Below are 26680 nucleotides of genomic sequence, written 5' to 3'. Positions count from 1 at the left end.
GAGGGGCGCTCACTCCACGGGGATGGCGAGGGGCGCCGAGAAGCCGAGGGCCTGGCCGCTGCCGCGGGAGTAGAGCAGCGAGCCCACGACGACCGGCCCGCTGGCGGTGACGACGAGCGGGAGCACCGGGGCGCGCGCGCCGACGAGCTGCGCGAGGTCGACGACGGTGGTGCCCTGCGCCGGCACCACGAGCGCCGCCGGGGCCGGCATGCCTCCCACGGACGGCCCCGCGAGGCGCTCCACGGTGAAGGTGAGGGCGCGCCGACTGGGGTTCGACACGCTGAGCAGGACGCTCGCGTGCCGGTCCGACTCGCCGCCGGGGACGAGCCACCGCTCGTGGGCCGCCGCCGTGCCGGTCGTGAGCCCGAAGCCCGGTCGCAGCGGCGGCAGCGCCGTCAGCGACGGGCCGGCGTGTCGCGGCGGCGGGACGAGCGCCCGGGACACGGTCGCCGCGCGCTGCGCCACGATCCCGACGCCGTTCGTCGAGGTGACGAGCGTCCAGCGCAGCGGGCCCGGGGCGGCGGGAACCTCGACGACGGCGCCCGGCCCGACCGTGACGGTCGTCGCCGGGCTGCCGGCCGCGCACTTCGAGGCGACGAGGACGCGGGCCGGGCGGGGCCCGGGGTTGTAGACGTCGAGCGCCTGGCGCGCCGCGCCGGCAGCCGGTGCCCCGGGGAAGTACCACGTCGTCCTCGGCGCGAGCGCGCCGGGTACGAGGGCCGACACGAGCGCGCGCCCCACGAGGTGCACCTCGAGCGCCCCGGCGACGACGCGCCCGCCCGTCGAGGTGACCGCGAGGGCGAGCAGCTGGCGCCCCGACACGTAGTGGCCGACGTTGAGCACGACGAGGCCGCCGGCCGCCACCGGGATGCCCTGGAAGGCAGGCGGCGCCAGCGCCTGGCTGCCGACGTGGACGGTGACGCTCGCCACCCCGGGCGTCGCGCCCGGGACGTAGAGGGCGAGCGCCACGTCGTCTGCCCCCGCCGTGCTGCCCGCGGCGAGGAGCTGCTCGGTGCCGGCCTCGCTGACGCAGGGCGAGGCGACGGGCCCGGCCGGGCCGTGGATCAGCTCCTCGACGCCGACGCTCGCGCCGTCCACGAGCACGGTGGCGGCGGCGAAGGCCCGGCGCCCGCTGCGGGGCAGCCCGACCACCGCCTCGTCCGACGGGCCGACGGCGACGGGCACGGTGAGCGACCGGCCGGTGCTCTCGGACAGGCGCACCTCGCCGCGCAGCGCGCGGTCCCCGACGTTGGCGATCGCGATCGAGGAGGCTTCCGGCCGAGCCCCGACCGGCAGCGGCCCCGCGCAGTACCAGGCGGCGGAGGTCGCCGGGCTCGCCACGGACGCGGCCGAGGCGTCCGAGGGGCCAGGGGCCAAGGTCCCCGTCGTCCGACGGCCGACGCGCGCCGCGCTCGCCACGGCGACGAGGGCGAGGCAGGCGACGACGAGGCCGCCGACCACGGCCCGGCGGAGCGGACCGGGGCCGCGCGCTGCGCTCACCCGCCCACCTCGGCGAGGACGCCGAGGTCGCCCGCCGCCGCCGCCTCCGGCGCCGGACGGCGGGCGTGGCTCCCCCGCCGCCTGGCGCGCGCGCCGCTCGGCAGCCGGGCGAGGCCGACGGCGGCGGCGACCCACAGCGCCAGCTCGAGCGCGACCGCGAGCCCGCGCAGCGGCGCGGGCGTGCCCCCCGGACCGGCGAGGCTGCCCGGCACCCCGCTCCCCGGCCGCCAGGCGGCGTTCTCGAACACCTGGGCGCCGCCCTCGCTCGGGAGCTGGTGCAGGTCCGCCTGGGCGGCGAGCCCGCCGACGAGCGCCTCGGGCGGGTTCGCCGCGCTCGCCTGCTGCACCCCGGCGAGCACCGGCGCGAGCGCGCTCGGGACGACGACGTAGCGCACGCCCGCCGACGCGAGGTCCGCCCCGAGGTCGACCGTCATGCCCGAGCTCGCCGCCACCACGGCGCGACCGAGGGCGGCGGCCTCGCCAGGGTTCGCGCTCGGCCACAGCCTCGTGGCATCGGGCAGGCCGCCCTCCGAGACGCCGAGGGCGAGTCCCGGGGCGACCTGCCAGGCGCCGAGCGGGAGGGCACGCCCGTCGCCCAGCCACAGCACCCGCGCCGGCGGACCCGAGTCGATCCAGGAGAGCACGGCGTCGTAGCCGGTGGTCGGGAGCCCGAAGCGCCCCCCGAGCGTGGCACCGAGGACCGGCAGGGCGCCGGCGGCGACGAGGCAGCACCACCCGGCGGCGGCCACGTGGCGCCAGCCGAAGCTGCGCCCGACGACGTCGGCGCGGACCGCGGCGACGCCGTCACCGACGAGCGCGGCGATCGCCGCGGCCGCCGGCGCCAGCACGACGCGCGTCTCCCCGCCGCCCGCGCCGAGCCACCCCTCGGCCAGTGCCCACGAGAGCGCGAGGACGCCGAGCGCCACCGCCCACCCGCGAGCCGCCCAGACGAAGCGCTCGCCGCGCGCGACCAGCACCGGGAGCAGGGCCGAGAGGACGAGGGCGTCCCCCAGCGGCCCGGCGCCGAAGGGGCCGACGTCGAAGCGCGCGAGGGCTGCGAGGCTCGGGAGGTGGTCCGCCGCGGCGAGGGGCCCCGCGAGCGCGCTGAGCCGCGCCCCGGGCTGGACGAAGGTGAGCGACCAGGGGAACAGGAGGGCGAACGCGACGGCGAGGCCGCCGACGCTGACGGCGAGGCAGCGAGCGCCGCCCGCGGGCCGACCCGCGAGGAGCGAGCCGAGCGCGACGGCGACGGCGCAGACGGGCGCGAGCAGCGCGAGCAGGGGGACGAAGGCGCCACAGAGCGCGAGCAGGGCACCGAGGGCGAGCACCTCGCGCGCGAGCTCGAGGGCGCCGCCCCCGGCGCTGTCGTGGGCCCGCCAGATCCGAGCGAGCACGTAGGGCGCGCCGGCGTAGGCGACGAGCCCGAGGACGTCGCCGCGCGCGAGGTCGTTCCAGGCGAGGGGGAGGAAGAGGTAGGCGGCCGCCGCCGCGAGGCGGCCGGCCGGGCCCGCGACGGGGCGCACGAGGCGCGCCGCGCCGAGCGCGCCGGCGACGAGGCACAGCGCGATGCCGACCTTGAGCACCTGGCCCATTGCACCGAGGAGCGCGAAGCCGGCGAGGCCGAGGAGGGCGAACGCGGGCGGCGCCGGGCCCGGGCGCTGCATGCCCGCGTCCCGCCAGCCGCCGAAGAAGCGCGCGAGCAGGTGCGCCGGCGACGGGAGCGGGAGGAGCCCGCCGACGAGGGGCAGGTGCCCGAAGATGAGCGAGCGGGCGCCGAAGAGGACGACGAGGACGACGAGGGCCGCGCCGATGCGCACCTGGCGCGGCCGGTGCACCCGGCGCACGCGGGATGCGCCCGGACGGGCGTCTTCGCCTTGTGCCGGCTGGCGCGACCGGCTGGCGTGGCCCCAGCGCAGGGCGCGTTCTTCGAGGAGGGGCTCGACGAAGCGCCACAGACGCGAGGTCCGGCGCGTGAAGAGCCCGCAGACGAGGCGGTCGGGCAGTCGGCGCGTGCGGCCGACGTCGGCTCGGGCCTGGCGCAGCCGGCGCGGCGCGGCGAGGTTCCAGCGCCAGGCGTCGAGCACCTGCCGGGCACGCCAACGCTTGCCGATGGCGAGGAAGTACGCCATCTCGGCCAGGCTCAGCACGACGAGCTGGGCACCGACGAGCCACAGCCGCCAGCGGCCGTAGTTCTTCAGCACGGCCCGCAGCTCGTGGCGCCACTGCAGCGCGCGCGCCTCGGGGAGCGGCCGCTGGCGCGCCGCGGTCGCCTCCCGATGGCGCACCTGCGCCGAGGGAGCGACGACGACCCGGGCGCCCGCGAGGCGCGCCCGCCAGCACAGATCGACGTCCTCGCCGAACATCGAGATCTCGCGGTCGTACCCGCCGATCGCCGCGAACAGGTCCGTCCTGGCGAGCGTGCAGCCACCGGGGGCCGCGAAGACCTCCCGCACCTCGTCGTGCTGGGCCTGGTCGAACTCGCGCCGGCCGACCCGCCGCACCGGGGCCCCGAAGCGGTCGACGCCGAGGCCCAGCTGGAGGATGCGGTCGGCGTCGTCGTAGTCGACGAGCTTCGGCGTCACGATGCCGGCGTTGGAGCGGAACGACTCCTCGACCATGCGGCGCAGCGCGTCCGGTGCGAGGACGACGTCGTCGTGGCAGAAGAGGAAGTGGCTGCCCCCCTCGACGAGGTCGAGGACGACGTTCGCGCTCGGGCCGAAGCCGGCGTTCGAGTCGGTGCGCGTGAGGTAGAAGTCCGGCGCCACGGCGGCGACCCTCGGTGCCAGCGGCTCGCGGCTCCCGGCGTCGACGACGAGGACGGTGAGCGCGGCGTAGTCCTGGGCGGCGAGCGACTCGAGGCACTCCTCGAACCAGGGGCCCGGGTCGTTCGAGACGACGACGGCGACGACGGGTGGCGCCTGATCCTCCGCCATCAGGAGCGACACCCTAGCTCGCGAGGCGGCGCGCGCGCCCGGGTCCCGGCCGCCGGCCCTGGCGCGCCGGACGTGTGCACGCGCCCCCCGGGTAGGCTCGCGCCGTGGTGGACGTGCGACGGGAGCTCGGCCGCAGCGCGAAGGAGGCGGCCTACCTCGCGCTCGGCGCCGCCGTCCTCGGCCTCGGGTGGGCCCGCCGGCAGGCGCTCGGGGGCCGCGAGCGGGGACGCGCAGCCCTGCGCTGCCTGGAGCGCTCCCTGCGCCAGGTGGGCCGGCCGCCCCGTCGGCCCCCCGCGTCCCCCTGAGCGCTCAGGCCCGCGCCGGCGCGAGCCGCTGGCGCCAGTCCTCGAGCACCTCGGCGAGCGTCGTCGAGCGGTCGATCTCCGGGCGCCAACCGCAGCGGGCGGCGATCCGCCCCGGGTCGCCGCGCAGCACGGGCACGTCCACGGGGCGGACGAGCGCCGGGTCGACGACGGGGATCACCTTCGCCGCCGAGAGGGCGATGAGCTCGTCGAGGACCGTCGAGATCGCGACCGCCTCCCCCGAGCACACGTTGTAGACCTCGCCGGGATCGGCGAGCTCGGCGAGGAGGCGGTAGGCACGGACGACGTCTCGCACGTCGGTGAAGTCGCGCGCCGCCGCCAGGTTGCCGACGCGGATCTCCGGCTCGCCGCTCAGCTCGGCCAGCGCGACCCGCCGGGCGAGCGCCGAGACGACGAAGTCGGGCGACTGGCCCGGGCCGACGTGGTTGAAGGGCCGCGCGACGACGACGTCGAGGCCGCCGCCGAGGAACGCCTGCAGCCCCAGGAACTCCGCCGCGACCTTGCTCGCCGCGTACGGCGTCACCGGCTGCAGCGGCGCGGTCTCGCGAAGCGGGGCGCCGCTGCCGCGGCCGTAGACCTCGGCGGAGCTCACGAGGACGACCCGCGGCCGGGACGCCAGGCGGCGGGCAGCCTCGAGCACCTCGAGGGTCCCGAGGGCGTTGACCCGGAAGGTCCTCGCCGGCGCCTCCCAGGAGCGCCCGACGTGGGTGAGCGCCGCGAGGTGGAAGACGACGTCGGGGGCGGCCTCGCGCAGCGGGCCGTCGAGCGCCCCCGCCTCGGCGACGTCGAGGCCCGGCGGGAGGATCGCGACGGTGTCGCCCATCGCCTCGAGGTGACGCGCCAGCCAGGTGCCGACGAAGCCGGTCCCGCCGGTGAGGAAGGCGCGCACCCGTCAAGGCTAGCCGCCGGCGCTCCCCGCGGGCCTGCGGCGCGTGCCGCGGGCGAGCTCGGCGAAGACCTCGACGTGCGCTGCCGCGCAGGCCTCCCAGGTGTGCTCGGCAGCCTTGCGCAGCCCCGCTCGCCGGCGGCGTTCGGCCGCCGCGTCGCGCGCCGTGGCGAGCTCGAGGGCGTCGGCGAGCGCCCCGGGGTCCGCCTTCGGCACGAGGACGGCCGCCTCGCCCGCCAGCTCCGCCATCGCCGTGCCCTCGGTCGTCACGAGGGGCGCGCCGCAGGCCAGCGCCTCGAGCGCCGGCAGCCCGAAGCCCTCCTCGAGCGACGGGTAGGCGACGGCGGCCGCCTGGCGCAGGAGGGCCGGGACCGCTGCCGGCGGCACGTAGCCGAGCTGGCGCACGCGGTCGCGATGGCGCGCCGAGCGCAGCGCGGCGGCGAGCACGCGCCTGCCCCACCCCGGCGCGCCGGCGAGGACGAGCTCGAGGTCGCCGCGACGCCCGGCGAGGCAGTCGAACGCGGCGACCAGGGTGGCGAGGTCCTTGCGCGGCTCGATCGTCCCGAGGTGGACGACGTAGGGCCGGCTGAGGCCGAGCGCGGCGAGCGCTGCCCGGTCCGCCCCCGGTGCGGGCTCGGTCGGCGTGAAGCGGGCGTGGTCCACGCCGTGGGGGATGACCCGGACCGCGCCCGCCACGTCGTAGGCGGCCACGAGCCGCTCGGCGGTGTGGCGGCTCGGCACGATGATCGCCTCGGCGCGCGCCGCCGCGACCTTGAGGGCGCGCCGGAAGACGAGGACCTTCGAGCGCTCGTGCCAGGCCGGGCGCTCGACGAGCGTGAGGTCGTGGACCGTGACGGCGACCGGCACGGTGGGCCGGGCGGGCATGGTGTAGTGGGGGCAGTGGAGGACCGAGGCCGGCGAGCGCCCACGCGTCGCCGCTGCCGCGAGGCAGAGCTCGCCCCACACGAGGCGCGCCGGGCGAGCCGCAGGCGCCGTCGCCGCCACCTCGGCGGCGGGCGCGCACGCCGCCCAGCGCGGCCCGTCGCCCCGGCGCGCGAGCAGCCGCAGCGCCGTGTCCTCGCGCCGGGCGAGGGCGCGCACGAGCTCGAGGGTGTACACGCCGGCGCCGGCGGGCCGGGCGGGCACGGCGGTGACGTCGACGCCGACGCGCAGCGGCTCAGCGGCCACGCGTGCCCCTCGCCCGGACCGCCTCCCACTGCGCGACGTGGGCCGCCGCCGCCGAGCGCCAGGTGAGCCCGGCCACGCGCGACCGGCCCGCCTCGACGAGGCGGCGCCGCAGCGCCTCGTCGAGCGCGACCGCGCGCAGGCCCTCCGCGATCGCCTCCACGTCGAGCGGATCCACGAGGTGCGCCGCGCCGCCCGCCGCGGGCACGGGGCTCGCCACGACCGGCGTCCCCGCCCGCATCGCCTCGACGACGGGCAGCCCGAAGCCCTCGAGCAGCGGGACGTAGCAGAACAGCCGAGCCCCCTCGTACAGGGCGGCGAGGACCGCGTCGTCGACCCGGCCGGCGAGGACCACGCCGGGCGCCGGCGGGACGCCCCTGCCCCAGCCCGCGGGTCCGGCCACGACGAGCGGCCACGGCTCGGGGAGCAGATCCCGCACGGCGCCGTACGCGCGCACGAGACGGGCGAGGTTCTTGCGCGGCTCGAGGGTCCCCGCGCTGAGGAGGTAGGGCCCGCGCACGCCGAGGCGACCGAGCAGCGCCGCCGCCGCCGGGCGGTCGGGCGGGGGGAGGTGGTCGGCACCCTCCTCGACGACGGCGACGTCGGCGGGCTCGAGCCCGAGCCCCGCGTCAAGGAGGGCGTCGCGCACCGCCTCGGAGGGCACGACGAGGCGCGCCGCGCGGCGCGCGGCGCGCCGCAGCGCCGCCTCGTGCCAGCGCCTCCCCCGGCGCGGGAAGGCGGCCGGCAGGGCGCGCCAGGCGAGGTCGTGCACCGTGACGACGAGCGGGCGGTCGGTCGGGGGAACGGCGAGCGACGTCGCGTGCACGACGCCGGCGCCCACCCGCTCGCGCCCGAGGCCGCGCGCCCAGGCCCTCGTGAGCAGGCGGCCGGGCAGCGACGAGGCGACGACGGGGAAGCCGAAGCGCTCGAGCGGGTCGGGCTCGCTCGCGGGCCGACTGGCGAGGAGCGCGACGCTCGGCGCCTCGGGGGCGAGTGCCGCCAGGCCGGCCAGCAGGCCCGCGACGTAGGTGCCGATCCCACCCGGGACCCGGCGACGCAGCTGCTCCACGACGAGGAGGACCTCCGGCGTGCGACCCGGCCGGCCCGAGCGCGCCGGGACGCGGCGGGTGCTCAACGGAACAGGTCCTCGCTCGCGCTCCGCACGACCTCGGCGCGCACCGAGCCCGGCCGCAGCAGGCTCGGGTCGACGCCGCGCACGACGGCGGCGGGCACCCCGGCGGCCTTGCCCATCACGAGCTCCGCCGCCCCGGCGAGCTCGTCGGCGACGCACACCTCGGTCGCCCGCAGCTCCCGCCCGTAGGCGTCGGGCGTCCCCCGCAGGTCGACGACCGCGGCGATGCCGGCGCAGCCGATGGCGACGTCGGTGAGGCCCCGACGCCAGGGCCGGCCGAAGGTGTCCGAGACGATCACGGCCACCTCGGCGCCGCTCGCCCGGCGGATCTCGGCCCGGATGCGCCGCGCGGAGCGGTCCGGGTCGAGCGGGAGCAGGACCGCGTGGCCCGCCTCCACGTTGGACAGGTCGACGCCCGCGTTGGCGCAGACGAAGCCGTGGCGGGTCTCGGCGATGACGAGGTCGCCGCGCCGGCGCAGCAGGCGCACCGACTCTGCGGCGACGAGGGCGAGGCGAGCGTCGGGGTCCGACTCGTCGATCGGCACGACGCGGCCCTCGGCCTTCGAGACCGCCTTCTGGGTGACGACGACGACGTCGCCGTCGTGCAGGGCGACCGCCCGGGCGACGAGGGCGCCGAGGCGGTCGCCCCGGCGCACCTCGCCGATGCCGGTCACCGGGAGCAGCGTCAGCGCGCCGGCGCCGAGGCTCATCGCGACGTCGCGACCCCGACGGCGTCGAGCGCGGCCCTCGCCAGGCCGGCGGCGACGCCCGGTGCCCCCATGACCGTCTCGGCCACGACCGGGCGCAGTCCGAGGGCGCCGACGCGCCCGGCGAGCGCGGCGTCCCGCTCGTCGAGGACGAAGGCGCCGGCCACCGCCGAGTACCGGCGTGCCACCGCCTCGGCGGAGGAGTCGCCGGTGAGCTCGGCGAGCAGGCGCGCCGCCGGGCCCTTCAGCGCCGCGCCGGCCACGATCGGCGAGATGGCGACGACGCAGGCGCGCCGGCGCGCGAGCACGGCCGAGACGGGCTCGAGCGCGAGGATCGGGCCGATCGAGACGACGGGGTTGGAGGGGGCGATGACGACGGCGTCCGCCTCCTCGAGCGCCTCGAGGACCCCCGGCGCGGGACGGGCCTCCTCCGCCCCGGCGAAGCGCACCGAGCGCACGGCGACCGCGTGGCGCAGCCGCACGAAGTACTCCTGGAACTCCACCTCGGGCCCGTCCGCGAGCTCGAGGCGGGTGCGCACCGGGTCGTCGCTCATCGGCAGGAGGCGCACCTCGACGCCGAAGGCGCGCGCGATCTCGGCCGTCACCGTCGACAGCGGCGCCCCCTCGGCGAGGCGACCGGTCCGGTAGAGGTGGGTGGCGAGGTCCCGGTCCCCGAGACGGAACCACGTCGGGGCGCCGAGGCGCTCGAGCGCCGCCATCACCGTCCAGGTCTCCCCCGCGAGCCCCCACCCGAGCTCTGCGTTGTGCTCGCCCGCCAGCGTGTAGGTGACGGTGTCGAGGTCAGGGCTGATGTGCAGTCCGTGCAGGCGCGTGTCGTCGCCCGTGTTCACGACCGCCACGACGCTCGAGGGCGCCACGACCTCGACGAGGCCGGCGAGGAAGCGGGCGGCGCCCACGCCGCCCGCGAGCACGGCGATCAACGCGCCGCGCGCTGGGCTGCGCCCTCGGCGCGCGCCAGGGCCTGCACGACGCTCGCGACCCCCTCGGCGAGCGGCGTGAACGGACGCCAGCCGAGGTGGAGCGCGGCGCGCGCCGGGTCGAGCGCGCTGCGCCGCACCTCCCCCTCGCGCGCCGGGCCGTGGCGCGGCGCGCGCTGCGAGCCGACCGCAGCGGCGACGAGGCGGTAGAGGGCGTTGATCGAGGTCTCCACGCCCGTCGAGACGTTGAGGACGAGGCCGCCGCCGCGCGTCGCGGCGCGTACGAACGCGTCCACCACGTCGTCGACGAAGACGAAGTCCCGGGTCTGCTCGCCGTCCCCGTGGATGACGCACGGCACCTGGCGCAGCAAGCTCGCGGCGAAGATGGCGACCACCCCGGCCTCGCCGTCGGGATCCTGGCGCGGGCCGTAGACGTTGGCGAGCGCGAGCGCGGTGAACTCGAGCCCGTACAGCTCCCGGTAGGCGTGGAGGTAGTCGATGACCGCCCGCTTCGCGATCCCGTAGGGCGAGCGCGGCGCCTGCGGGTGGCGCTCGCCCACCGGCAGCTCGCCGGGCTCGGCCTCGGCGTAGAGCGTCCCGCCGCTCGCGGCGAACACGACCTTGCGGGCCCCCGCGCTGCGGGCGCCCTCGAGAACCCGCAGGCTGCCGAGGACGTTCACCTCGGCGTCGAGGAGCGGCACCTTCACCGAGCGCTGGACGCTCGCCTGCGCGGCGAGGTGGAACACGACCTCGGGGCGCCGGCGAGCCATCAGCTCGACGAGCTCGGGCGCGCGCACGTCGAGCTGGTGGAAGCGAAGGCCGGAGCGCGCGGCACGCGCCTCGGCGAGGTTGGCGAGCGAGCCCGTCGAGAGGTCGTCGACGACGTCGACCGCGTGCCCCTCGGCGAGCAGGCGGTCCACGAGGGCGGAGCCGATGAAGCCGGCCCCCCCCGTCACGAGCGCCCGCACGCGGCGAGTCTCACACAGGCAGCCGCGCGCTGTCGAGGACGGCACCGGCCTCGACGACCACCCCGGCGCCGAGCACGCTCTGGGCGCGCACGACCGCGCCCTCGCCGAGGCGGGCCCGGGCGCCGACGATCGAGTCCTCGACGACCGCCCCGCCGCCGACGCACGCGCCGGGCAGGAGCAGCGAGCGCTCGACGCGCGCCCCGGCACCCACGAGCGCGCCCGAGCCGATGACCGAGTCGGCGACGAGCGCCCCCCGCAGGACGCGCGCGCCCGCGGCGAGGAAGACGTCGCCCGCGCTCTCGCCGTCGTGGCGCGCGCCCGCGGCGAGGCGCACGCCGGGCGCCGCCAGCCGCGACTCGGGGAGGACCACCGCCGGCCGGGCCCCGCGCAGGATGTCGAGGTGCGCCTGCAGGTAGCGCTCGGGCGTGCCGGTGTCGAGCCAGTAGGCGTCGGAGGCGGCGGCGTAGAGCACGCCCTCGGCGACGAGGAGCGGGAAGACCTCGCGCTCCACCGAGACCCGCCGCCCGGCGTCGATCCGCTTGAGGACCTCCGGCTCGAGGACGTAGGTGCCGGCGTTGACGAGGTTCGTCGGCGCCTTCGCGCGCGGCGGCTTCTCGATGAAGGCGAGGACCCTGCCCTCGCTCGTCGTCGGGACGACCCCGTAGGACGACGGGTCCTCGACCGGGGTCAGCGCGATCGTGGCCTCCGCCCCGTGGGCACGGTGGAAGGCGACGAGCTCACCGACGTCGAGGTCGGTGAGGATGTCGCCGTTCACGACGATGAGCCGCTCCCCCTCCACGCCCGCCTCCGTGGCTGCGAAGCGGATCGCGCCACCGGTGTCGAGGGGCTCCGGCTCGACCGCGTAGGAGAGGGCGACGCCCGCCCAGGTGTCCCCGGGGAAGGCGTCGAAGAAGGCGTCGGGCCGGTAGCCGAGGGAGAAGACGACGCGCTCGACGCCGTTGAGCGCCAGCCACTCGACGACGCGGGCGATCATCGGTCGCTCGAGGATCGGCAGCATCGGCTTGGGGACGTCGTAGGTGAGCGGTCGCAGCCGCGTCCCCTCCCCGCCGACGAGGACGAGCGCGATCACCCTAGGACGGCTCCGGGGTCATCGCCGCGGCGTGCTCGTGCTCGGCGCCAGGGTGGCGCCGAGCGCCTGGGCGAGCGTGGCGCGCGAGGGCGGCGGGGGGATGGGCGCGCCCCTCGGCACGAAGGCGAGGGTGATCATCATGCCGTTGCCGAGGTGGATCGAGGCCGGGTCCGTCTCGACGCGCGCGCCCGACAGGTCGGTCGAGGGCCACACCTTCGCCTGCAGGACGCCGGGCCCCCTCGGGGTCGTCGCGCTCGCCGGGCAGCTCGTGCCGTTGCGGTAGGTGGTCTTCGCGCCCGGGAGCTTCAGGCTCGTGGCCGTGAGGGTGAAGCCCGGGTAGTGGTCGGCGAAGTTGCCGAGCGTGGCGAGCGCGCCCTCGAAGGCGGCGGGGTTCGGCGCCGCGCCGGGGGCGACGTCGATGAGGCCGTCGCCGTAGGTGCGGAGGCCCGTGCTCGCGAGGTTCGGGTTGACCGGGAGGTTCGGCTGGAGTCGGCCGCACACGTCCACGGCGAAGGCGACGTGCCAGGTGTCGCTGGCGCTCGGCCCGAGCTGGTGGCGGACGGCCGAGGCCGGGTGCAGCCGCTCGTTGCGGCTGTAGACGATGAGGGCGACGCCGGCCGCGCAGATCACGAAGAGGAGCAGGTACCAGGCGGTCGGCGGCCGGGCACGGTAGGTGCGGCTCCCGCCGCTCGCCGCCGCGCGCGCCACGGTGCGGCTGAACGACCCCCGTGCCATGGCTCGCCGAGCTTACTCAAGCGGGCCGGCCCGCCGCGAGCGCCCGGCGCGCCCGCGCGCCCAGCTCGCCCGCCAGGCTCACGCCGAGGCGCGCCGCGAGGCCGGCCGCGACGGCGGGCAGCACGAGGCGCTGCAGCCCCGACGAGGACCTGCGGGCGAAGCGCCACGTCGACCGGTGGTGGGCGACGAGCATCCGGTAGGGGTGGCGCGCGCTGGAGAGACCTCCGTGGTGCACGACCCTCGCCGCGGGGACGTAGCGCGCCTCCCAGCCGGCGCGCCGCAGCCGCCAGCACAGGTCGAGATCCTCGACGTACATGAAGTAGCCCTCGTCGAAGCCGCCGACGGCGTCGAAGGCCTCGCGCCGGAAGAGGGCGCACGCGCCCGAGACCCAGTCGACGGGCACGGGCCCTGCGTCGAGCGCACCGCGCTCGCGCGCCAGGTCGAGGCGGTAGCGGCGGCTCCAGGGGTTCGACGGCCACAGCGGGCCGAGGAGGGCGTGGCCGGCCGCCTCGACGAGCGAGGGGAACGCCCGCGCCGAGGGGTAGGGCACGCCGTCCGGGCGCAGGACGAGCGGACCGGCGACGCCGACGGCTGGGTCGGCCTCGATGGCGCCGGCGAGCGCGCCGGGCGCGCCGGGGTCGACGACGAGATCGGGGTTGCACACGAGGACGAGCCCGGCGCCCAGGCGCGCCACCCCGAGGTTGGCGGCGCGCCCGTAGCCGAGGTTGCGGCCGGCCGCCACGATCGTCGCCGCCCGGTCCCGGCGCGCGAGCGCCTCGAGGGAGCCGTCGCTCGAGGCGTTGTCCACGACGACGACCTCCTCGACCCCGGCCCGCCGCAGGCTGTCCACGCAGGCGACGAGCGCCGAGCCGGCGTCCCGGTTGACGACGACGGCGCCGATCCCCGCGCTCATGCGAGCGCGGCGACGAGGCGGCGGGTCGACTCCTCCCAGTGCGGCAGGAGGCCGTCGCCGGCCAGGCGCAGCGCGGCGTTGTCGAGCACCGAGTTCGCGGGCCGGGGCGCCGGGCGCGGCGGCACGAGCTCGGCCGTCGAGATGGGCACGACGCGCCCGGGGTCGGCGCCGAGGAAGCCGAGCACGGCGCGAGCGAAGCCGTACCAGGTGGTCTCCCCCTGGTTCGTCACGTGGAAGACGCCGGGGCGTCGCTCGAGCGCGAGGTCGACGAGCTTGGGCGCGAGGTCCGCCGCGACGGTCGGCGAGCCGCGCTGGTCGTCGACGAAGCGGAGCTCGCCCTCGTCGGCGGCGAGGCGGAGCAGGGTTCGCACCATGTTCGTCCCGTGGGCGCTGCAGACCCAGGCGGTGCGGACCACCGTCGCCGAGGGGTCGAGCCCGCGCTCGCCGCCGAGCTTGGACCGACCGTAGACCGAGAGGGGGTTCGGCTCGTCCCACTCGTCGTAGGGCGTCGGCTTCGTCCCGTCGAAGACGTAGTCCGTGGAGACGTAGCAGACGTGGGCGCCGACGAGGCGGGCCGCCTCGGCGACGTGGCGCGTCCCGAGGGCGTTCACGGCGAGGGCGCGCTCGACCTCCTGCTCGCAGCGGTCGACGGCGGTGAAGGCGGCGGCGTGCACGATGACGTCGGGCTCGAGGGTGACGATCGCCGCGAGCACGGCCGAGCGCTGCGCGACGTCGAGCTCGGCGCGGGTCGGCGCCACGACCTCGAGGGCCGGGCCACGGCGGCGAGCCGCTGCCCGCCGCGCGAGCTCGGCGACGACCTCGCGCCCGAGCTGGCCCCCCGCGCCGGTGACGAGGACCCGCATCGGCGCTCAGGGGGCCCGCCGGGAGGGCGCGACGGCACCCCAGGCCTCCTCGGCGACCGGCGAGCGCCCGAGGAGCGGGCGCCACCACGCCTCGTTGTCCCGGTACCAGGCGACCGTCGCCTCGAGCCCCTGCTCGAAGTCGACCTCGGGCTTCCAGCCGAGCTGCGAGCGGATCTTCGTCGAGTCGAGGAGGTAGCGCCGGTCGTGGCCGGGGCGGTCGGGCACGATCGTCTTCAGCGACGCGGGTCGGCCGGTCGCCTCGAGGATGGCGTCGGCGATCTCCGTGATGGTCGCCTCGCGCCCCGAGCCGACGTGGTACGTCTCCCCGGCCCTCCCGTGGCGCAGCACGAGGTCGACGGCCCGGCAGTGGTCCTCGACGTGCAGCCACTCGCGGCGGTTCTCGGTCGAGGCGTACAGCGGCAGCGGCTCCCCCGCGAGCGCGCGCGTCGTGAAGAGGGGGATCAGCTTCTCCGGGAACTGGTAGGGGCCGTAGTTGTTGCAGCAGTTCGTGATCGTCACCTCGAGGCCGAAGGTCTCGGCGTACGAGCGCACGACGTGGTCGGAGGCGGCCTTCGAGGCGTTGTAGGGGGTGCGCGGCCGGTAGGGCGAGGCCTCGGTGAAGGACTCGTCGCTGTCGAGGGGCAGGTCGCCGTAGACCTCGCACGTCGAGACGTGGTGGAGGCGCTCCACGCCGACGCGCCGGGCCGCCTCGCACAGCGCCTGGGTGCCGAGCACGTTCGTCCGGAAGAAGCGCGCCGGGTCGAGCACCGCCAGGCTGTTGTGGGACTCGGCGGCGAAGTTGACGACGTGGCTGATCGCCCACTCCCGCAGCAGGTGCTCGACGAGCTCCTCGTTGGCGATGTCGCCCCGCACGAAGCGAACCCTCCCCTCCGCCTCGAGGGGCGCGAGGTTCGCCCGGTTGCCGGCGTAGGTCAAGGCGTCGAGGACGACGACGTCGTCCTCGGGGTGCGCCGCGACGAGGTAGCGGACGAAGTTCGAGCCGATGAACCCGGCACCGCCGGTGACGAGGACGCGCACGGCCGGAAAGGGTAACTGCTCCCGCCGCTGCGGCGGACCCGCTCAGTCGGGCTCGGCCCGGCCGAGGTGGACGACGTCGCCCACCTCGAGGCGGCGCTCGCCGCCGCCCTCGAGCGCCACGACGAGGCGCCCGTCCGGCGCGAGGCGGACCGCCCGACCGAGGAGCACCTCCCCCTCGAGCTCGACGCGCACGCGCTGGCCGAGCGTCGCGCACGCTGCTTCGTAGGCCGCCGCCGTCGCCGCCACGCCCTGCGGCGCGAGCAGGGTCTCGTAGCGGCGCTCGAGGGCCGCGAGGAGCGCGTCGAGGAGCGTGCCGGGCGCCACGGCCCGGCCCGTCTCGGCCTCGAGCGTCGTGGCGCCGGCCAGCTCGCGCGCGAGCTCCCCGCCCGACGGCGGCCAGCCGGCTGGCCAGGCGAGGTTGACGCCGATCCCGACGACGACGGCGACGGGCACGCCCTCGGCGAGCTCGGCGAGGGCGCCGCCGAGCTTGCGAGGACCGGCGACGAGGTCGTTCGGCCACTTGAGCGAGGCTCGCAGGCCGCTCGTCGCCTCGACGGCGTCGAGCGCGGCCAGCGAGAGGGCGCTCGGGACGAGGTGGAGCTCCTCGCGACGAAGCGGCGGGCGGAACAGCACCGAGCACAGGAGGGAGGCCCCCGGTGGGCTCACCCACCGGCGCCCGCGCCGGCCGCGCCCGGCGTGCTGGTGGTCGGCGACGACGACGAGGCCCTCCGGGGCGCCGCGGCGCGCCTCGGCGAGGGCGACCCGGTTCGTCGAGTCGACCTCGGCGAGACGGACGACACTCGTGAAGCGCATCGCTCGGAACTAGCCTCTCGCCAGCACCCGGTGGAGCCCTGGTGGGCGAACGATAGGCCGTGAGAGGGGCGCGTGTTCGGGACAGTCCTCATCGCCAACCGAGGCGAGATCGCCGTGCGCGTCGCGCGCACCTGCCGCGAGCTCGGCATCCGCTCGGTGGCCGTCTACGCCGAGGACGACCGCGACGCCTACCACGTGCGCGTCGCCGACGAGGCGTACCCGCTCGAGGGTCAGACGGTCGCGCAGACGTACCTCAACATCGACGCCCTCCTCGAGGTCTGCAAGCGCTCCGGCGCCGAGGCGGTCCACCCCGGCTACGGCTTCCTCTCGGAGAACGCCGCCTTCGCGGAGGCGGTCGCGGCGGCGGGCGCGGTCTTCGTCGGGCCGCCTCCGGAGGCCATCGAGACGATGGGCTCCAAGCTGCGGGCGCGCCTCGCCGCCCAGGCAGCCGGCGTCGCGAGCGTGCCCGGCAGCACCGAGCCCGTCGAGCGGCCCGAGGAGGTCGTCGAGTTCGGGGAGCACCACGGCTGGCCCGTCGCCATCAAGGCCTCCTACGGCGGCGGCGGGCGCGGCATGAAGGTGGTCGCCTCCCCGGCAGAGGCTGCCGGCGCCCTCGAGTCGGCACGGCGCGAGGCCGCCGCGTCCTTCGGACGCCCGGAGGTCTACCTCGAGCGCTACCTCGCGTGGCCGCGCCACGTCGAGGTGCAGGTACTCGGCGACCACCACGGCAACCTCGTGTGGCTCGGCGAGCGGGACTGCTCCTCGCAGCGGCGCCACCAGAAGCTCGTCGAGGAGGCGCCGGCGCCGGGCCTGAGCGAGGAGCTCCGGCGGGCGATGGGCACGGCCGCGGTCGAGGTGGCACGTGCGTGCCACTACACGAACGCGGGGACCGTCGAGTTCCTCCTCGACGGCGCCGCCTTCTACTTCCTCGAGATGAACACCCGCCTCCAGGTCGAGCACCCCGTCACCGAGCTCGTCACGGGGCTCGACCTCGTCGCGCTCCAGCTGTCGGTCGCGGCGGGCGAGCCGCTGCCGTTCAGCCAGGACGAGATCGAGCGGCGCGGCCACGCCATCGAGTGCCGGATCAACGCCGAGGACGCCCGCCACGGCGCCTTCGTCCCGACGCCCGGCACGATCACCCGGCTGTCGGCGCCGGCGGGCCCCTTCGTGCGGGTGGACGCCGGCTACGAGTCGGGCGACGCCGTGTCGCCGGCCTTCGACAACCTGATCGCCAAGGTCGCCGCGTGGGGCCCCGAGCGCGAGGCGGCGCGCCGCCGCCTGCTGCGAGCCCTCGAGGAGATGGTCGTCGAGGGCGTCGCGACGACGATCCCCGCCGTGCGGGCGATCCTGCGCCACGCCGACTTCGTCGCCGCCACGCACTCCACGCGCTTCGTCGAGGAGCGGGTCGACCTCTCGGGGATCGAGGAGCCCCGGCTCGCCGAGGGGGCGCACCGGGAGGACGGCCGCGTGCTGCGCACCGTCGACGCCGAGGTCGATGGCCGCCGCTACCGCGTCCGGCTGTGGGTCCCCGAGCACCCGCCCGGCGCTGCGGCCGGACGGAGCGCCGGCAGGACGCCGCGCCGCCCGCACGCCCTCGCCGGGGGGGGCGACGAGCGGGCGATCACCGTGCCGATGCAGGGCACGATCGTCGCCGTCGGCGTCACGGCCGGCGACGAGGTCGAGGCCGGCGACGTCGTGTGCGTCCTCGAGGCGATGAAGATGGAGAACCCCGTCCGCTCCCCGCGGGCGGGCACGATCGCCGAGGTGCGCGTGCGAGTCGGCGACGCCCTCGGGCCGGGCGACGTCGTGGCGGTGCTGGCGTGAGCGACCCGCGTGCCGCCTGCGCGGCCGGCGTCGCCGGACGCGCCGAGCGCCTCGTCGAGCTCTCCCACCGCATCCACGCCCACCCCGAGCTCGCGTTCGAGGAGGTGCTCGCCTCGCGCTGGTGCGCGGAGGAGCTCGAGCGCGGCGGCTTCGAGGTCGAGCGCGGCGCGTGCGACCTCGAGACGGCCTTCGTCGCCTCGACAGGCAGCGGGCCGCTCACCGTCGGGATCTGCTGCGAGTACGACGCGCTGCCCGAGGTCGGCCACGCCTGCGGCCACAACGTCATCGCCGCCGCGGCCGTCGGCGCCGGCCTCGCGCTCGCGCCGCTCGCCGACGAGCTCGGCCTCACCGTCCGGGTGCTCGGCACACCCGCCGAGGAGAGCGGCGGCGGCAAGATCCTCATGCTCGAGCGCGGCGGCTTCGACGGGATCCAGGCGGCGATGATGGTGCACCCCTGGCCCACCGAGCTCGTGCAGATGCCGTGCCGGGCCGTCAGCCACTTCGAGGTGCGCATGCACGGACGCGAGGCGCACGCCTCGGCGTACCCCGAGCTCGGGGTGAACGCCGCCGACGCGCTCACGATCGCCCAGGTGGCGATCGGCCTGCTGCGCCAGCACGCCAACCCGGGGGACCAGGTGCACGGCATCGTCACCTACGGCGGCGGCGCCCCGAACGTCGTCCCGGCGCGCGCCGAGGCCCGCTTCTACGCGCGCTCGTCGACGCTCGCGGCGCTCGCGGGCTGGGAGGCGCGCGTCCGGCGCTGCTTCGAGGCGGGCGCCCTCGCGACCGGTGCGTCGGTCGAGTTCGTCCAGCTCAGCCCGCCGTACTCGGAGTTCGTGCCCGACGAGGCGATCGGCGCCCTCTACCGGCGCAACGCGGAGGCGCTCGGGCGCGTCTTCGACCCGCCGGCCGAGCGGCTGATCGCCGCCTCGACGGACATGGCGAACGTCTCGCTCGCCATCCCCGCCATCCACCCGACCCTCGGGCTGCACTCGTACCCGGCCGTCAACCACCAGGCGGCCTTCGCCGCCCACTGCGTCACCCCGGTCGCCGACGAAGCCCTCGTCGAGGGCGCGACGGCGATGGCCTGGACCGTGGTCGACCTCGCCAGCGACGACCGCGAGCGCGAGCGCCTGCTCGCCGCCGCCTACCGCCGGTCCTGAGGGGGATCAGGAGGTGAGCTGCACCGTCGGGTGCGGCATGCAGAGCTGGTCGTACTCCGCGATCACGATCTCGCCCGCCGCCTCGCCGCAGGCGGGGCAGTCCGGGTCCCGGCGGTAGCGGAGGGTGCGGAAGTCCTGGCGGAGGGCGTCGTAGGCGAGGAGCCGCCCGACGAGCGGGTCGCCGAGGCCGAGCAGCAGCTTCACCGCCTCGACGGCCTGGAGCGAGCCGACGATCCCACAGAGCACGCCGAGCACGCCTGCCTCGGCGCAGGAGGGCGCGAGCTCGGGGGGCGGCGGCTCGGGGACGAGGCAGCGGTAGCAGGGGCCGTTGTAGGGGTCGAACACGGTGACCTGGCCCTCGAAGCGGAAGATCGACCCGTGGACGACCGGCGTGCGGGTCACGAGCGAGGCGTCGTTGACGAGGTAGCGCGTCGGGAAGTTGTCGGTTCCGTCGACGACGAGGTCGTAGTCGGAGAAGAGCTCCACGACGTTGTCGGCCCCGAGGCGCACGTCGTGGGTGACGACGTTGACGTCCGGGTTGAGCGCCGTGAGCGTCTTCTTCGCCGAGTCCACCTTGCGCTCGCCGATGCGCTCCAGGTTGTGGAGGATCTGCCGCTGGAGGTTCGACGCGTCGACGACGTCCATGTCGATGATGCCGAGCGTGCCCACGCCGGCCGCGGCGAGGTAGAGCGCGGCCGGGGAGCCGAGCCCGCCCGCCCCGAGGAGGAGGACCTTCGATTCGAGGAGCTTCTGCTGGCCCGCCTCGCCGACCTCGGGGAGCAGGAGGTGCCGGTGGTAGCGGTTGCGCTGGTCGGCGTTCAGCACGCGCGGGACGAGCCACTCGCGCCCCTCGTCCTTCCAGCGGTTGAACCCGCCGGCCATCGAGACGACGTCGCGGTAGCCGAGCTCCTGGAGGGCCTTCGCCGCGAGCGCCGAGCGCACGCCGCCGGCGCAGTAGACGACGATCGGGCTGTCCTTGTGGGGCAGGCGCCCCTCGACCTGCACCTCGAGGAAGCCACGGGGCAGGTGGACGGCGCCGGGGATGGCGCCCTGCTCGTACTCGTCGGCCTCGCGCACGTCGAGGAAGACCGCCCCGGGCCGCAGCGCCTCGGCCTCGGCCGGGTCGACCTCCCGGATCTCCCGCTTGACCTCGGCCAGCAAGTCTCTGAAGCTCGGCACGACCGCTCCTTCCCGTCCAGCGCGGCGGCGAGGGGCTCCTCGGCGCTCCGCCGGCACCTAAAACACTACCAACGCGCTCAGCATTCCCGGCCGCGGCGCGAGCTACCGTGCGACGGTGGAGCTCGAGGAGGTGCTCCGGCGACGGCGCATGGCGCGCCGGTTCTCGCCCGATCCGATCGACCCGGGTCGCCTCGAGCGCGTCCTTCGCGCCGGGCTCGCCGCTCCGTCGGCGGGCAACACCCGCGGCGTCGACCTGCTCTGCCTCGTCGACCCGGTGGCCCGCCGTCGCTTCTGGCAGGCCGCGAGCGACGCGAGCTGGCGGGAGGGCGACCCCCAGGCCGCCGGCCTGCTCGACGCGCCCGCGATCGTCCTCCCGCTCGCCGACCCCGCCGCCTACCTCGCCCGCTACGCGGCGCCGGACAAGGCGCGCGCACGGCTCGCGGGGCGTGCGCTCGAGGACTGGCCGGTTCCCTACTGGCTCGTCGACGCCGCCTTCGCGGCGATGCTCGTCCTGCTCGCGGCGACGGACGTCGGCCTCGGCGCGCTCTTCTTCCAGGTCCACGGCGACGAGGCGGCGCTGCTCGCCGCGCTCGGCGTCCCGCCGGGGCGGCGCTCGATCGGGGCGATCGCCCTCGGCGAGGCGCTCGGCGAGGCGCGCCCGTCGCGCCGCGCCCCGGCGCGCCGGCGCGTCCACCTCGACCGGTGGTCCGCCGCGCCGGCCAGCCCGTCGCTCGGCAGCCGCTGAGGCCGTCGGGGCGAGCCCGACCCGGCGCCCACCGCACCGCCCCTCGGCCGGCCGCGACCGCCCGGCGCAGCGCGGCGCGGCCTTCAGCGCAGCGACTCGGCGGCGAACCCCTGCGCTCGCAGCACCGGAACGACCTGGTCCCGGTGGGAGGGATCGCGCGTCTCGGCCGTGAGGAGGACCTCCACCTCGTCGACGCCCACCGCCGCGCCCGAGCGGTGGTGCTCGACGCTCAGGACGTTGAGGCCGAGCGCGCCGAGCGCGCCGGCGAGCGCGGCGAGCGCTCCGGGGCGGTCACGCAGGACGACGCGCAGGGTGACGAAGCGCCCGGCCGACGCGAGCCCGTGCTCGACGATCCGCGTGAGCAGGAGCGGGTCGATGTTGCCGCCCGAGAGGACGGCGAGCACGCACCCCGAGCCGTCCACCTTGCCAGCGAGCAGCGCGGCGAGCGCCGCGGCGCCTGCCGGCTCGACCACCCACTTCGCCCGCTCGAGGAGCACGAGGACGGCGCGACTGATCTCCTCCTCCTCGACGGTCACGAGCTCGTCGACGTAGCGGCGCACGTGCTCGAGGGTGAGGTCGGACACGCAGCGCACCGCGATGCCGTCGGCCATCGTGCGGGCGGAGCCGAGAGCGACCGGTCGACCCGCGGCGAGCGCGGCGGCCATCGAGGCCGCCCCGGCCGCCTCGACCCCGACGACGCGCACGGAGGGATCCGACTGCTTGAGCGCCGCCGCGACCCCGCTCACGAGGCCGCCACCGCCCACGGGGACGACCACGACGCGTGCCTCGGGCGCCTCGGCCACGAGCTCGAGGCCGATCGTCGCCTGGCCGGCGATCACGGCGAGGTCGTCGAAGGGCGGGACGAAGGTCGCCCCGGTCGCCGTCGCGTGGTCGCGGGCTCGCTCGATGCAGTCGTCGACCGACTCCCCGTGGTGGACGACGCGCGCGCCGTAGGCGCGGGTCGCCTCGGCCTTCGGCAGCGGGGCGTTCTCGGGCATGAAGATGGTTGCCTGCACCCCGAGGAGGCTCGCCGCCAGGGCGACGCCCTGGGCGTGGTTGCCCGCCGAGGCGGCGACGACCTCGGCCGCGGGCCGCTCCTCGAGGAGGGAGGCCAGGAAGTTGTACGCGCCGCGGATCTTGAACGATCCGGTGCGCTGGAGGTGCTCCGGCTTCACGAGGACCGGCCGGCCGGCGACGCGCGACAGTGCGGGCGAGGCGGAGGCCGGCGTCGGGTTCAGCACCGTGGCGAGGCGCGCGGCCGCCGCCTTGACGTCGTCGAGCTCGAGCATCGGCTGCGCGGGGCAGGACCGGGGGGCGGACCTGCTCCCTGTCCCCCTTTCGACGGATCGGTGCGAGCGATCTTCTCGCATCCGGCCGGTCCCTCGCCGGCGTGCCGCCCGCCTCGAGCGGCGGCACCGCCGGCGAGCACGAGGCCGAGCCCAGCGCGGCCCCGGCGCGGTAGGCAGGCGGGTAGACGCCGAGGCGATCGTGGCGAGCAGGCGAGGTCAGGCGAGGACAAGAGAGGTTCGCGATGGCGACGTACCTCGAGGGGATCAGCTTCGGCGCGACGATCCGGGTGGAGCCGCTCGTCGACGCGGTCGTCGACGGGCTCGGTCACGACCCCCGCTCGGACTACGTGGCGCGCTTCTGGCTCCCGGTGCTCGGACCCTCGACGACCTGGTTCCTGCGCCTCATGGCCTCGCACCTCGACGGGCGGCCCGAGGGCGTCGTGCTCGACGTCGCGGAGACCGCCCGCGCGCTCGGCCTCGGCGAGCGATCCGGCCGCCACGGCCCGTTCCTGCGCACGGTCGCGCGAGCCGTCGACTTCTCCATGGCGGCCCCGCGAGGCGCCGGGCGCCTGGCGGTGCGCCGGCGTCTGCCGCCCCTCGCGCGCCGCCACGTCGCCCGGCTGCCGGCCGCGCTGCGCGAGGAGCACGAGCGCCTCGCGGCCGCCGCAGCAGCGGCCTCCCCCGCCGACGCGCTGCGCCGGCGGGGCGAGCGCCTCGCCCTCAGCCTGCTCGAGCTCGGCGAAGCGCCCGAGGAGACGGAGCGGCAGCTGCTGCGCTGGCGCTTCCCGGCGAGCCTCGCCCGCCAGTGCGTCGGCCTCGCCGCCTCGGTTCTCGCGCAGCGAGCCGGCGCGCCGGCCTGCCGGGCGCCCTCGCCGAGCGCGGCGGGCCGCTGAGGCGTACGAGCGCCGCGCGCCGCACCGGTAGCCTGGGCGGGCGTGTCCGGCTACCTCGAGCTGCTGCGCGAGCGCGCCGTCATCTTCGACGGGGCGACGGGGACGAACCTGCAGCTTCGCGGGCTCGGACCGGACGACTTCGGGGGCGCGGCCTACGAGGGCTGCAACGAGCTGCTCGTGGCGACCCGGCCCGACGTCGTCGCCGACCTCCACCGCTCCTTCCTCGAGGTCGGCGTCGACGCCGTCGAGACGAACTCCTTCGGCGCGCTGCCGCACGTCCTCGCGGAGTACGGCATCGCGCATCGAGCCGAGGAGCTCGCCCGTCGAGCAGCCGAGGTGGCGCGCGAGGTCGCGCACGGCTACTCGACGCCCGACCGGCGGCGGTTCGTCGCCGGCAGCATGGGACCCGGGACGAAGTCCCCGACCCTCGCGCAGATCCCCTTCGCCGAGCTGCGGGACGGCTACGAGGTCCTCGCCCGCGGCCTGCTCGAGGGCGGCGTGGACCTCCTGCTCGTCGAGACCTCCTTCGACGTGCTCGCGGCGAAGGCCGCCATCGTCGCGTGCCGGCGGGCCATGGCCGGCGTCGGCAGGCGCGTGCCCCTCCAGGTCCAGGTCACCGTCGAGCTCACCGGCAGGATGCTCCTCGGCACCGAGATCGCCGCCGCGCTCTGCGCCCTCGAGGCGATGCGGCCCGACGTCGTGGGCATCAACTGCGCGACCGGTCCCGCCGAGATGTACGAGCCACTGCGCTACCTCGCCCGGCACGCGCGCCCCGCCCTCTCGGCGATGCCGAACGCCGGCCTGCCCCAGGTCGTCGACGGCCGCATGCACTACGACCTCACGCCCGAGGCGCTCGCCGAGCACCTGCGCGCCTTCATCGCCGAGCTCGGCGTGAGCGTCGTCGGCGGCTGCTGCGGGTCGCGCCCCGAGCACCTCGCCGCGGTCGTCGACGCCTGCTTCGGCCTCGTCCCGCCCAGACGGGACGTCGACCACGAGCCGGGTGCCTCGTCCCTCTACAGCTTCGTCCCCTTCGCGCAGGACCAGTCGGTCCTCGTCGTCGGCGAGCGGACGAACGCGAACGGCTCGAAGCGCTTCCGCGAGGCGATGCTCGCCGGGGACTGGGACACGACCACGGCGATGGCACGCGACCAGGTGCGCGAGGGGGCGCACGTCATCGACGTGTGCGTCGACTACACGGGCGCCGACGGCGTCGCCGACATGGGCGAGGTCGCCCGCCGCCTCGCCACCCAGTCCTCCGTGCCGGTCATGATCGACTCCACCGAGGCACCGGTCGTGCGCAGCGCGCTCGAGTGGCTCGGCGGGCGCTGCATCATCAACTCGGTCAACCTCGAGGAGGGAGGCGGCCCCGGGACGCGTCTCGACGCCTTCCTCTCGCTCGCGCGCGAGCACGGTGCGGCCGTCGTGTGCACGTGCATCGACGAGGAGGGCCAGGCCCGCACCGCCGAGTGGAAGCTGCGCGCCGCGCGGGCCATCTACGACCTCGCGCTCGGGCGCTACGGGCTCGAGCCCGAGGACCTCTTCTTCGACCCCCTCGCGCTGCCGCTCTCGACGGGCATGGCGGAGAGCCGGCGCGACGGGCTCGAGACGATCGAGGCGATCCGGCGCATCAAGGCCGAGCTCCCCGGCACCCACACGATCATCGGGCTGTCCAACGTCTCCTTCGGGCTCTCCCCCGCGGCGCGCCAGGTGCTCAACTCCGTCTTCCTCCACGAGTGCGTCGAGGCGGGCCTCGACGCGGCGATCGTCCACGCGGCGAGGATCCTGCCGCTGCACCGGATCGACGAGCGTGCCCGCGAGGTCTGCCTCGACCTCGTCTACGACCGGCGCCGAGACGGCTACGACCCCCTCGGCGCGCTCATCGAGCTCTTCGCCGGCGTGGCGGGCCCGACGGCCGCGGCCGAGGACCGCAGCGGCTGGCCCGTGGAGCGCCGGCTCGCCCAGCGCATCGTGGACGGCGACCGCAACGGCCTCGAAGCCGACCTCGACGAGGCCCTCGCGAGCGGGCTCGACGCGCTCGCGATCGTGAACGACATCCTCCTCGCCGGCATGAAGACCGTCGGCGACCTGTTCGCCTCCGGCGAGATGCAGCTGCCCTTCGTGCTCCAGTCGGCCGAGACGATGAAGGCCGCGGTGGCCCACCTCGAGCCCCACATGGCGCGCGCCGCGGAGCGCGGCCGGGGCCGGATCGTGCTCGCCACCGTGAAGGGCGACGTCCACGACATCGGCAAGAACCTGGTCGACATCATCCTCACGAACAACGGCTACGAGGTGCACAACCTCGGCATCAAGGTGCCGATCGCCGACATGCTCGACAAGGCGGACGAGGTGGGCGCCGACGCGATCGGCATGAGCGGCCTGCTCGTGAAGTCGACCCTCGTCATGCGCGAGAACCTCGAGGAGATGAATCGCCGGGGTCGCCACGACCTCCCCGTCCTGCTCGGCGGGGCGGCGCTGACGCGCAGCTACGTGGAGCGAGACCTGCGCGCCGTGTACAAGGGCCGCGTCTTCTACGGCAGGGACGCCTTCGAGGGTCTCCGCACGCTCGAGCAGATCATGGAGCACAAGGCGCGCGGCTTCGACGACCCGACCTTCGGGACCGAGCGCACCGGACGCAGGCTCCCGCCGCGGCGCAGCGAGCTGCTCGCCGACGTCGACCCGGCGTCGCTCCCCGAGCGCTCGAGCGAGGTGGCCACCGACAACCCGGTGTTCACCCCTCCCTTCCTCGGGACGCGGGTCGCCAAGGGGATCGCGCTCGACGACGTCGCCGCCTACCTGAACGAGACGGCGCTCTTCCGCAACCAGTGGGGCTACCGGCCCGAGCGAGGGGAGAGCGACGCCGAGTTCAAGACGCGCGTGCGCGCCGAGCTGCGCCGCCGCCTCGACGAGGCGAGGTCGACCGGCTACCTCGTCCCCCAGGTCGCCTGGGGCTACTTCGCCGTCCACGCCGAGGGCAACGACCTCGTCGTGTTCGCCGACTCGACGCGCTCGAGCGAGCTCGTCCGCTTCCACCTGCCGCGCCAGCGCCAGGCGCCCCACTACTGCATCGCCGACTTCTTCCGCCCCGCCGACTCGGGCGAGGTCGACTACGCCGCCTTCTTCGTCGTGACGATGGGCGAGCGGGCGACCCGCTACGCCCAGGAGCTGTTCCGGGCGAACCGCTACGTCGACTACGTCTCGGTCCACGGGCTGTCGGTCGAGATGACCGAGGCGCTCGCCGAGTACTGGCACCGCCGCATCCGCGAGGAGTGGGGCTTCGCCGACGAGGACGGCCCGACGCTCGCCGGTCTGTTCCGCCAGCGCTACCGCGGCGGCCGCTACTCCTTCGGCTACCCGGCGTGCCCCGACCTCGAGGACAACGCGAAGGTCGTGTCCCTCCTCGACGCCGGCCGCATCGGCGTGTCGGTGAGCGAGGGCTTCCAGCTCGAGCCCGAGCAGACGACGCTGGCGATCGTCTGCCACCACCCGCAGGCCAAGTACTTCGTCGTGTAGGTCGTCGCCCCGGGGCCGCTCGCCGGACGGCTCGAGACGGTAGGGTCGTCGTG

General features: G+C 76.4%; 22 protein-coding genes. 6 read left to right on the top strand and 16 right to left on the bottom strand.

The features are described from left to right. Positions 1 to 9: 9 nt before the first annotated feature. Together VKV23_03265 and VKV23_03260 are read right to left on the bottom strand one after the other, a co-directional pair. A complete protein-coding gene (locus VKV23_03265) occupies positions 10 to 1500 on the bottom strand; it encodes a DUF5719 family protein (GenBank protein HLI15056.1) in 1491 nt (496 codons plus the stop codon). Continuing rightward, positions 1497 to 4433, bottom strand: coding sequence for a glycosyltransferase family 2 protein (locus tag VKV23_03260; GenBank protein ID HLI15055.1), 2937 nt, complete (start codon positions 4431 to 4433; stop codon positions 1497 to 1499). Before VKV23_03260 ends, VKV23_03265 begins: the two co-directional genes overlap by 4 nt. Before the next feature lie 107 nt (positions 4434 to 4540). Here VKV23_03260 and VKV23_03255 point away from each other — a divergent pair, with 107 nt between their 5' ends. Beyond that, positions 4541 to 4738, top strand: a complete 198-nt coding sequence (locus tag VKV23_03255) for a hypothetical protein (protein ID HLI15054.1) — start codon at positions 4541 to 4543, stop codon at positions 4736 to 4738. Positions 4739 to 4742: 4 nt separating this feature from the next. On the opposite strand, the gene VKV23_03250 is transcribed toward VKV23_03255, so the two are convergent. The 12 genes from VKV23_03250 to VKV23_03195 are packed head-to-tail and all read right to left on the bottom strand — an operon-like array spanning position 4743 to position 16024. Further along, on the bottom strand, positions 4743 to 5645 hold the full coding sequence (locus VKV23_03250) for a GDP-mannose 4,6-dehydratase (GenBank protein ID HLI15053.1): 903 nt from the start codon (positions 5643 to 5645) through the stop codon (positions 4743 to 4745). Between the two features lie 9 nt (positions 5646 to 5654). After that, positions 5655 to 6830, bottom strand: coding sequence for a glycosyltransferase family 1 protein (locus tag VKV23_03245; protein HLI15052.1), 1176 nt, complete (start codon positions 6828 to 6830; stop codon positions 5655 to 5657). Continuing rightward, positions 6820 to 7962, bottom strand: coding sequence for a glycosyltransferase family 1 protein (locus VKV23_03240; GenBank protein HLI15051.1), 1143 nt, complete (start codon positions 7960 to 7962; stop codon positions 6820 to 6822). The genes VKV23_03245 and VKV23_03240 overlap by 11 nt, the downstream gene beginning before the upstream one ends. Further along, complete coding sequence (gene cofE, locus VKV23_03235; protein ID HLI15050.1) at positions 7959 to 8669, bottom strand: coenzyme F420-0:L-glutamate ligase; 711 nt, start codon at positions 8667 to 8669, stop codon at positions 7959 to 7961. The genes VKV23_03240 and cofE overlap by 4 nt, the downstream gene beginning before the upstream one ends. Further along, on the bottom strand, positions 8666 to 9598 hold the full coding sequence (cofD, locus tag VKV23_03230) for a 2-phospho-L-lactate transferase (GenBank protein HLI15049.1): 933 nt from the start codon (positions 9596 to 9598) through the stop codon (positions 8666 to 8668). Before cofD ends, cofE begins: the two co-directional genes overlap by 4 nt. Before the next feature lie 5 nt (positions 9599 to 9603). Then, positions 9604 to 10572 carry an NAD-dependent epimerase/dehydratase family protein gene (locus VKV23_03225; GenBank protein HLI15048.1) on the bottom strand — a complete coding sequence of 323 codons (969 nt, stop codon included), beginning with the start codon at positions 10570 to 10572 and terminating at the stop codon, positions 9604 to 9606. Between the two features lie 10 nt (positions 10573 to 10582). Then, positions 10583 to 11662 carry an NDP-sugar synthase gene (locus tag VKV23_03220; protein ID HLI15047.1) on the bottom strand — a complete coding sequence of 360 codons (1080 nt, stop codon included), beginning with the start codon at positions 11660 to 11662 and terminating at the stop codon, positions 10583 to 10585. 18 nt (positions 11663 to 11680) lie between these two features. After that, positions 11681 to 12397 (bottom strand): hypothetical protein, encoded by a 717-nt coding sequence (locus tag VKV23_03215; GenBank protein HLI15046.1) that lies wholly within the window; start codon positions 12395 to 12397, stop codon positions 11681 to 11683. Positions 12398 to 12413: 16 nt separating this feature from the next. Then, positions 12414 to 13310, bottom strand: coding sequence for a glycosyltransferase family 2 protein (locus VKV23_03210; protein ID HLI15045.1), 897 nt, complete (start codon positions 13308 to 13310; stop codon positions 12414 to 12416). Then, entirely contained in the window at positions 13307 to 14173 is an 867-nt protein-coding gene (gene rfbD, locus VKV23_03205) for a dTDP-4-dehydrorhamnose reductase (protein ID HLI15044.1), read from the bottom strand. Before rfbD ends, VKV23_03210 begins: the two co-directional genes overlap by 4 nt. Positions 14174 to 14179: 6 nt before the next feature. Next, entirely contained in the window at positions 14180 to 15211 is a 1032-nt protein-coding gene (gene rfbB / locus VKV23_03200; GenBank protein HLI15043.1) for a dTDP-glucose 4,6-dehydratase, read from the bottom strand. A 42-nt stretch (positions 15212 to 15253) separates the two neighbouring features. Further along, entirely contained in the window at positions 15254 to 16024 is a 771-nt protein-coding gene (locus VKV23_03195) for a biotin--[acetyl-CoA-carboxylase] ligase (protein HLI15042.1), read from the bottom strand. Between the two features lie 72 nt (positions 16025 to 16096). Here VKV23_03195 and VKV23_03190 point away from each other — a divergent pair, with 72 nt between their 5' ends. Beyond that, positions 16097 to 17848, top strand: a complete 1752-nt coding sequence (locus VKV23_03190) for a biotin carboxylase N-terminal domain-containing protein (protein ID HLI15041.1) — start codon at positions 16097 to 16099, stop codon at positions 17846 to 17848. Next, positions 17845 to 19011: a M20 family metallopeptidase gene (locus tag VKV23_03185; protein ID HLI15040.1), complete on the top strand. Its 1167-nt coding sequence runs from the start codon at positions 17845 to 17847 to the stop codon at positions 19009 to 19011. Before VKV23_03190 ends, VKV23_03185 begins: the two co-directional genes overlap by 4 nt. A gap of 6 nt (positions 19012 to 19017) precedes the next feature. On the opposite strand, the gene moeB is transcribed toward VKV23_03185, so the two are convergent. After that, positions 19018 to 20190 (bottom strand): molybdopterin-synthase adenylyltransferase MoeB, encoded by a 1173-nt coding sequence (gene moeB / locus VKV23_03180; GenBank protein HLI15039.1) that lies wholly within the window; start codon positions 20188 to 20190, stop codon positions 19018 to 19020. A gap of 115 nt (positions 20191 to 20305) precedes the next feature. Between moeB and VKV23_03175 the strand changes: the two genes are divergently transcribed. Further along, entirely contained in the window at positions 20306 to 20935 is a 630-nt protein-coding gene (locus VKV23_03175) for a nitroreductase family protein (protein HLI15038.1), read from the top strand. Between the two features lie 83 nt (positions 20936 to 21018). Here VKV23_03175 and ilvA read toward each other — a convergent pair whose 3' ends face one another. Further along, positions 21019 to 22224: a threonine ammonia-lyase gene (gene ilvA, locus VKV23_03170; GenBank protein ID HLI15037.1), complete on the bottom strand. Its 1206-nt coding sequence runs from the start codon at positions 22222 to 22224 to the stop codon at positions 21019 to 21021. Between the two features lie 242 nt (positions 22225 to 22466). Between ilvA and VKV23_03165 the strand changes: the two genes are divergently transcribed. Continuing rightward, a complete protein-coding gene (locus VKV23_03165; protein HLI15036.1) occupies positions 22467 to 23117 on the top strand; it encodes a hypothetical protein in 651 nt (216 codons plus the stop codon). Between the two features lie 42 nt (positions 23118 to 23159). Further along, the gene (metH, locus tag VKV23_03160) at positions 23160 to 26627 is read left to right on the top strand and encodes a methionine synthase (GenBank protein ID HLI15035.1); all 3468 of its coding nucleotides are present in this window, start codon (positions 23160 to 23162) and stop codon (positions 26625 to 26627) included. The last annotated feature ends 53 nt before the right edge of the window (positions 26628 to 26680 follow it).

Source organism: Acidimicrobiales bacterium, from assembly GCA_035294085.1.
GTDB lineage: Bacteria > Actinomycetota > Acidimicrobiia > Acidimicrobiales > Bog-793 > DATGLP01.
The sequence above is the reverse complement of the archived record's forward strand: the minus strand, read 5'-3'. Positions and strand labels throughout refer to the sequence as shown.

What these genes read in the sequence shown, in the direction of transcription:
- VKV23_03260 (HLI15055.1), bottom strand. Translation starts at nt 4,433, where the DNA reads ATGGCGGAGGATCAGGCGCCACCCGTCGTCGCCGTCGTCGTCTCGAAC.
- cofE (HLI15050.1), bottom strand. Translation starts at nt 8,669, where the DNA reads ATGAGCCTCGGCGCCGGCGCGCTGACGCTGCTCCCGGTGACCGGCATC.
- VKV23_03215 (HLI15046.1), bottom strand. Translation starts at nt 12,397, where the DNA reads ATGGCACGGGGGTCGTTCAGCCGCACCGTGGCGCGCGCGGCGGCGAGC.
- VKV23_03210 (HLI15045.1), bottom strand. Translation starts at nt 13,310, where the DNA reads ATGAGCGCGGGGATCGGCGCCGTCGTCGTCAACCGGGACGCCGGCTCG.
- rfbD (HLI15044.1), bottom strand. Translation starts at nt 14,173, where the DNA reads ATGCGGGTCCTCGTCACCGGCGCGGGGGGCCAGCTCGGGCGCGAGGTC.
- VKV23_03195 (HLI15042.1), bottom strand. Translation starts at nt 16,024, where the DNA reads ATGCGCTTCACGAGTGTCGTCCGTCTCGCCGAGGTCGACTCGACGAAC.
- ilvA (HLI15037.1), bottom strand. Translation starts at nt 22,224, where the DNA reads ATGCTCGAGCTCGACGACGTCAAGGCGGCGGCCGCGCGCCTCGCCACG.
- VKV23_03165 (HLI15036.1), top strand. Translation starts at nt 22,467, where the DNA reads ATGGCGACGTACCTCGAGGGGATCAGCTTCGGCGCGACGATCCGGGTG.